This window comes from Devosia sp. (assembly GCF_041917035.1).
Classification (GTDB): domain Bacteria; phylum Pseudomonadota; class Alphaproteobacteria; order Rhizobiales; family Devosiaceae; genus Devosia_A.
Window position 1 is genome coordinate 1 of the sequence record NZ_JAYRYM010000220.1, and the last position, 6,314, is coordinate 6,314.

5 protein-coding genes and 1 pseudogene are annotated in these 6,314 nt (G+C 69.2%); 2 read left to right on the plus strand and 4 right to left on the minus strand.

Features of this window, described 5'->3' with window-relative positions; all coding sequences use genetic code 11:
- A pseudogene (locus ACE3TU_RS17605) lies at positions 1–524 on the plus strand (squalene cyclase); the annotation flags it as partial.
- A 56-nt stretch (positions 525–580) separates the two neighbouring features.
- Positions 581–2,470, plus strand: coding sequence for a heavy metal translocating P-type ATPase (locus ACE3TU_RS17610; RefSeq protein ID WP_374626559.1), 1,890 nt, complete (start codon positions 581–583; stop codon positions 2,468–2,470).
- Between the two features lie 25 nt (positions 2,471–2,495).
- Here ACE3TU_RS17610 and ACE3TU_RS17615 read toward each other — a convergent pair whose 3' ends face one another.
- From ACE3TU_RS17615 to ACE3TU_RS17630, 4 genes are all read right to left on the minus strand, one after another.
- Entirely contained in the window at positions 2,496–4,154 is a 1,659-nt protein-coding gene (locus ACE3TU_RS17615) for a Na/Pi cotransporter family protein (RefSeq protein ID WP_374626561.1), read from the minus strand.
- A 156-nt stretch (positions 4,155–4,310) separates the two neighbouring features.
- Positions 4,311–5,495, minus strand: a complete 1,185-nt coding sequence (gene rhmD / locus ACE3TU_RS17620; RefSeq protein ID WP_374626563.1) for an L-rhamnonate dehydratase — start codon at positions 5,493–5,495, stop codon at positions 4,311–4,313.
- Positions 5,492–5,809 (minus strand): L-rhamnose mutarotase, encoded by a 318-nt coding sequence (gene rhaM, locus ACE3TU_RS17625; protein WP_374626565.1) that lies wholly within the window; start codon positions 5,807–5,809, stop codon positions 5,492–5,494. Before rhaM ends, rhmD begins: the two co-directional genes overlap by 4 nt.
- 7 nt (positions 5,810–5,816) lie before the next feature.
- The coding region (locus ACE3TU_RS17630) for a FadR/GntR family transcriptional regulator (protein ID WP_374626567.1) at positions 5,817–6,314 on the minus strand (498 nt) is incomplete at its 5' end.

Genomic DNA, 6,314 nt, shown 5'->3' on the forward strand with positions numbered 1-6,314 from the left:
TGCGGCGCCTGATCGACTACATCCTGGAGCGCCGGCTGGCCGATGGCGGCTTCAACTGCGACATCAAGCGCGGACCGGTGCATCATGCCTCGATGCACACCACGATCTGCGTGCTCGAGGGCTTTGCCGAGTATGAGGCGGCCGGGCACCGCTACCGGCTGAACGAGGTGCAAGCCGCGAGCGCCGCGGCCCGCGAGTTCCTGCTGGTGCACCGGCTGTTCCGCTCGCACCGGACGGGGGAGATCATCAACGACGACTTCCTGCGCTTCCCCTTCCCGCCGCGCTACAAGTACAATGTGCTGCGGGCGCTCGACCATTTCCGCTTCGTCGGCGCCGTCTATGACCCGCGCATGGATGAAGCGCTCGACATCGTCCGCGCCCGGCGCACGCCGGACGGACGCTGGAAATCCACCTCGCTGATGTCCGGGGAGTTGCACCTTCGGATGGAACAGGCCGGCAAGCCCGGCCGGTGGCAAACCCTGATCGCGCTGCGGACCCTGCGCCACTTCGCCCAGGAGCGGTGAGGCCGCCGGGCGTGACAATGTGGCGCCGTTGACTCCCGGGGCGCGCCGTCGCCAACGTGACCGCAGCAAGGGAGGGCGGCCTGACGACGAGCGACTCACCGACACCCCCGAGGACCGCACATCTTCCGTCCCGGGCCACCATCCGGCTGACCCTGGCGGCGATCGCGTTCGCCGGGCTGCTGGCCGGCGGGATCGCCCATCTGGCCGGGGCTCCCGAGCTCGGTGGCTGGCTGTGGTTCGCCGCCACCCTCCCCGTGCTTGCCGGCCTCGCCGCGGAGATCGTGACGTCGCTCGCCAGGGGTCAGGTCGGGCTCGATCTGGTCGCGGCGCTGTCCATGGCCTCGGCCCTCGCCTTCGGCGAGCCGCTCGCGGCCAATGTCGTCGCGCTGATGTACGCCGGCGGACAGTTGCTCGAGAGCTTTGCCGAGGGCCGGGCCCGACGCGAGATGACCGCCCTTCTCGGTCGCGTGCCGCGCACCGCCATGCGGCACGCCGATGGCCGGCTCGAAGAGGTGCCGATCGAGGCGCTGCGCCCGGGCGACAGCATCCTGGTGCGATCGGGAGAGACCGTCGCTGTCGACGGCACGCTGCTCTCCGACACCGCCGCGCTCGATGAATCGGCCCTCACCGGCGAGGCCCTGCCGGCGCATCGCCGCCGCGCCGACGAGGTGATGAGCGGCACGACCAATGCCGGAAACGCCTTCGACCTCGCGGTGGCGCGACCGGCCGCCGAGAGCACCTATGCGCAGATCGTCAAGCTGGTCGAGACGGCGCAGAACAGCAAGGCGCCGGCGGTGCGGATCGCCGATCGGCTGGCGGTCTGGTTCCTGCTGCTCACGCTCGCCATCGCGGGGCTCGCCTGGGGCCTGACGGGCGATCGGCTGCGGGCCCTGGCGGTGCTGGTGATCGCCACCCCCTGCCCGCTGATCCTCGCCCTCCCCATGGCGCTGATCTCCGGCATCTCGAAGGCGGCGCGGCAGGGCGTGCTGATCAAGGACGGCGGCGCCCTCGAGACGCTGTCCCGGATACGGACAGCCATCCTCGACAAGACCGGAACCCTCACCGACGGTCGCGCCCGCGTGGCCGCGGTGCGCCTGACCGAGGGCTGGACGGAGGATGAACTGCTGCGGCTCGCGGCCTCGCTCGACCAGGCCTCGCACCACGTCATTGCCGAGGCGCTCGTCACCGAGGCGCATCGGCGTGGCCTGCCGCTGACGCCGCCGACCGAAGTCCTCGAGGAGGCGGGGACCGGGCTTGCCGGCCGGGTCGGAGAGCGCGGCGTCGTGCTGGGCGGCAGCCGCTACGTCGCCGGCCGCAGCAGCGGCGATCCCTACTCCCTGCGCGACGGGGTCGAAGGAGACGCAGCCACCGTGGCGGTGGCCGTGGATGGACGGCTTGCCGGCCTGATCATCCTCGCCGACCCGCTGCGCCCCGACGCAGCGGTCGTTCTCGACGGACTGCGCCGGCATGGCGTCGAGCGCATCGTCCTCGCTTCCGGCGACCGGCAGGACGTGGTCGACGGCGTCGCCACCAAGCTCGCGGTCGACCGGGCCATCGGCGACCTCGCCCCCGGCGACAAGCTCGACCTGGTGCGGCGCGAGAGCCAGCAGGCGGCGACCATGATGATCGGCGACGGCGTCAACGACGCGCCTGCGCTGGCCGCGGCAACTCTCGGCGTTGCCATGGGCGCGCGAGGCTCCGCCGCATCCTCGCAGACCGCCGGCATCGTCATCCTCGTCGATCACCTCGATCGCGTGCTGCGGGCGGTGGAGATCGCCGGACGCACCCGCGGCATCGCCATCCAGTCCGTCGCGGGAGGGCTCGCGCTCTCGATCATCGGCATGGTGGTCGCCGCCTTCGGCCTGATCACCCCGGTGGCAGGCGCCATGGTGCAGGAGGCGATCGACGTGGCGGTGATCCTCAACGCGCTGAGGGCGCTGCGATAGGCGGCGAACCTCAGCCGGGCCGCTTTCAGCCCGGGCCTTTGGCCAGCCGGCTGTCGAGCAGGTCCCCGGTCTCCGACAGGATCGGGTAGGCGACGCTGGCGAACAGCGAGTTGATGGTCTTGAGGGCCCGCACGGTCTCGAGGTGGATATTGCTGGTTGCGATGCTCTGCGCCGCTCCGGTGCGCAACCGGCCCAGGTGCTGGCGGTAGCTCTCGCGTTCCGCCGAGCGCATGGCGTCCTTCTCGACGAGCAGTTGCCGGGCCGATTCGCGATCCTTCGACACCAGCACGTTGAGGGCCAGCTGCATGTTGGTCATCACCCGGTGATGCAGCTCGTTGAGTTCGCGCCAGCCTTCCGGCGAAAAACTGAGCTTCTGGTCGCGGCGGGTCTCGGCGAGCTTCAGCAGCGTCTTGCTGATGGCGTCGCCGACATATTCGAGGTTGATGGCAAAGCTCGACAGCTCCTGCACGCGCTGTGCCTCGTCTTCGCGCGTGTAGTCGATCTTGGCCAGATAGAGCTTGATCTCGGACTGCGCCTGATCGACCGCTTCCTCGAGCCGCCGGGCCTGGCGGATCTTCTCGACGTCGCCGGTCTCGTAGAGCTCCATCAGCGGCTGCAGCATGCGCTCGATGATCTCGGCCATGCGCAGCAATTCCCGCGTCGCGCTGGCGAGGGCCAGCGCCGGCACGCCCACCACCGCCTGGTCGAGACAGCTCGGAGCCTCGGGGAGCGGGTTGAGCGCATCGGTCGGCGCCGCCCTGACCAACCGCTCCAGCCAGCGCGCGGCGAGGCCGCAGAGCGGCAGACCGATCAGCAGCACGACGGCGTTGAACGCCACATGCAGCCCGATCACCTGCTGGCCGGCCGCAGTGCCCGGCACCACCGCCTCGAGCTGGAGGAGGTGGAAGGCGAGCAGCGCAACGAGGGCCAGCAGCCCGCGGAAACCGATCTGCCCGATGGCAAGCCGCCGCGCCGCCGGACTGCCGAAACGGCTGAGCCCGAACGCCGTCAGCGTCCCGCCGAGATTGGCCCCGAGCATCAGCGAGACCCCCAGTTCGAGAGGGACGAGCCCGCGCGCACAAAGGGTGACGATCAGCAGGGTCGAGCCGACACTCGAATGCACCAGCCAGGTGAAACCGGCGCCGATCAGGAAGGCGGAGACGAAGTCGCCCGAAAGGTAGGCGACGATCTGTGGCAGGGCGCCGGCTTCCCGCAGCGGCTCGGTCGCCTGTCCGACCATTTCGAGCGAGATCAGCGTCAGCGCGATCCCGATCAGGATGCGCCCCAGTTGCCGGGGCTCACGGGACTTGCCCTTGAGAAACAGCAGCGCGCCGAGGATCAGCAGGACCGGGACGAGCAGGCTGAGGTCGAAGGAGAGCACCAGGACGACCAGTGCCGAGCCGGCATAGGCGCCCAGCATCAGGGCAAGGCCGGTTTCGAGACCGAGCGCGCCGGTGCTGGCAAACCCCTGCGCCAGCACCCCGACCGCCGTCGAACTCTGCAGCAGCACCGCTACCCCCGCGCCGATGCCCGCCGCCCGGATGCGCCCACCCTTGCTGTCGCGTAGCAGCCGCCGGAGCGCCGGCTCCTGGCTGCGCTCGACACCGGTCCGAACCATGCGGACGGCAAACAGCAACAGTGCGATGGCGCCCCCCAGGTGCAGCAGCAACAGGTAGAAGGTCATGGCGGGCGGTACGAACTCCGGGAGGTTGAGCCTCGGTCGACTCCGGCGAGGCAACTCAGCGATATTGCGACCGATCCGGCAGCGCTGCAATGCCGCAGTGCCGTCAAGCTCAGTCCCCGTACAAGCCGCTGCCCCGCCGCTGGTTCCGGCCCCGCCTCAGCTCACCGGCACCAGCATGTTGCGGTCGGCCAGCTCCATGCCGAAGCCCGGCCGGTCCGACACCTTCAGCCGACCGTTCTGCGGCAGGTCCTCGCCGACGAAGAGGTGGCCGAAGACGGGCTGAATGGTGCGGCCATCGGCGCTCGCCGCCACGTACTCGCAGAAGGCCGGCCCGGTCTGGCTGGCGATGAAATGGTACGAATAGGGCCCGCTGCCATGCGGCACCACCGGGGTATCGTAGGCCGAGGCGTGGGCGGCGATGCGCAGCGTCTCGGTCAGCCCACCCACCCACATCACGTCCGGCTGCAGGATGTCGACGAGCCGTTCCTCGATCAGCTGCCGCATGCCATAGCGCGTGTACTCGTGCTCGCCGGTGGTCCACTTGAGATCGGGATGGGCCCGCTTGATCTCGCGATAGCCGTCATCGTCGTCCGGCGACAGCACCTCTTCCCACCAGTGGATCCCGAGCGGGCGGCACGCCTCGGCCAGCCGGATGGCGTAGTTGACGTTGAGCGACATGTAGCAGTCGACCATCAGCGGGTAGTCGGGTCCGACCGCCTCGCGGTGGCGCCTGAGGAAGGCGATGTTCTGCTCGAACCCCTCCTCGCCGTCGAACGGGCTGTGCGGCAGCGGTACCTTGGCGCCCCAGAAGCCCAGCTGCTTGATGGCGAGCGCCTCCGGCGTCGTGCAGTAGAAGGTGATCTCGTCGCGACTGAGCCCGCCGATGAGGTTGTAGACCGGTTCGCCGCGGACCTTGCCGACCAGGTCCCAGAGCGCCAGGTCGACCGCGCTGATCGCCATGATTGGCAAGCCCTTGCGCCCGTACGGCAGCGAGGAGCGGTAGAGCTCGTCCCAGATGCGGTTGATGTTCCGGGCGTCTTCTCCGACGAGGAAGCGGCTGAAGTGATGCCGGATCATCCAGGCCGCGGGCGGCCCGCCGGACCCCGTGGCAACGCCGGTCGTCCCGTCCTCGGTCTCGATCTCGACCACCAGCGATCCGAGCACCCCGATGCCCCAGCTCGACCGCTTCTCGCGATAGCGCGGATAGCCCGACATCGGGTTCGAGATGAGGCTGTCGACCAGCCAGTGCCGCGCATCGCCGGGCTTGAAATAGGTGCCGGCGCCGGAGGCCGGCGCAAGCGTGTAGACGCGGACGTCCTTGATCCGGAACGAGGCGCTCACTTCAGGTAGAACACCCGCTTGAGGGGAATCTGCACAGGCACGTTGTCGGCATCGGTCGCCATGATGTCGCGCATGAAGGCCCACCAGCGCTTGGTGACCTCGAGTTCGGGCAGCTTGTCGAGCGTGTTGTCGTCGCTCAGCGTGAGGATGCCGAACAGGTGGTTGGACTCGGCATCGTGCCAGATCGAGTAGTCGGACACACCGGCATCCTTGAGGGCCTGGGCGAGATCGGGAAAGACCTCGTCATGCCGCTTGCGGTACTCGGCCGCCTGGCCGGGAAACAGGTTCATGCGGAAGGCAATCTGCTTGGGCATCTGATCCTCACTCGGCAAGGCGGGCCGCGACCATGGACTGGATCGTGGTGTCGCGGACGTGTTCAAGGTGACGGCGATAGGCGGCCATGGCCGCCGGCGCATCGGCGGCCATCACCGCCTCGGCGACCTCGACGTGCTGGGCCACGCTCTTTTCGATGACTCCCGGCACGGCGCTGGCGACGCGGCGCACATCGAGCCCGACATCGTACAGCCCCTGCGACAGGGCCGTCAGCAGCCGGTTGTGGGCACCCTGGTTGAGCGCCTGGTGGAACTCGATATCGAGCAGCCGGAAGGCCACCGGGTCGTCGTGGAAGGCACGCCCGTCCACGGCGAGCTTGAGGATGCGCTGCCGCCACTCGGGCGCCGCCCGCTCGGTGCAGAGGCGGACCAGTTCGACATCGACGACGGCACGCGCCTCGAAGTGCTCGTCGACGTCATAGTCGGTGACGCTGAGCATGACGTTGAACGGCGCCACCAGCCGCGACGGCGACAGATCGGTGACGGT

Excerpts from the sequence above, each read along its gene's own strand:
- ACE3TU_RS17615 (WP_374626561.1), bottom strand. The coding sequence starts at position 4,154 with ATGACCTTCTACCTGTTGCTGCTGCACCTGGGGGGCGCCATCGCACTG.
- rhaM (WP_374626565.1), bottom strand. The coding sequence starts at position 5,809 with ATGCCCAAGCAGATTGCCTTCCGCATGAACCTGTTTCCCGGCCAGGCG.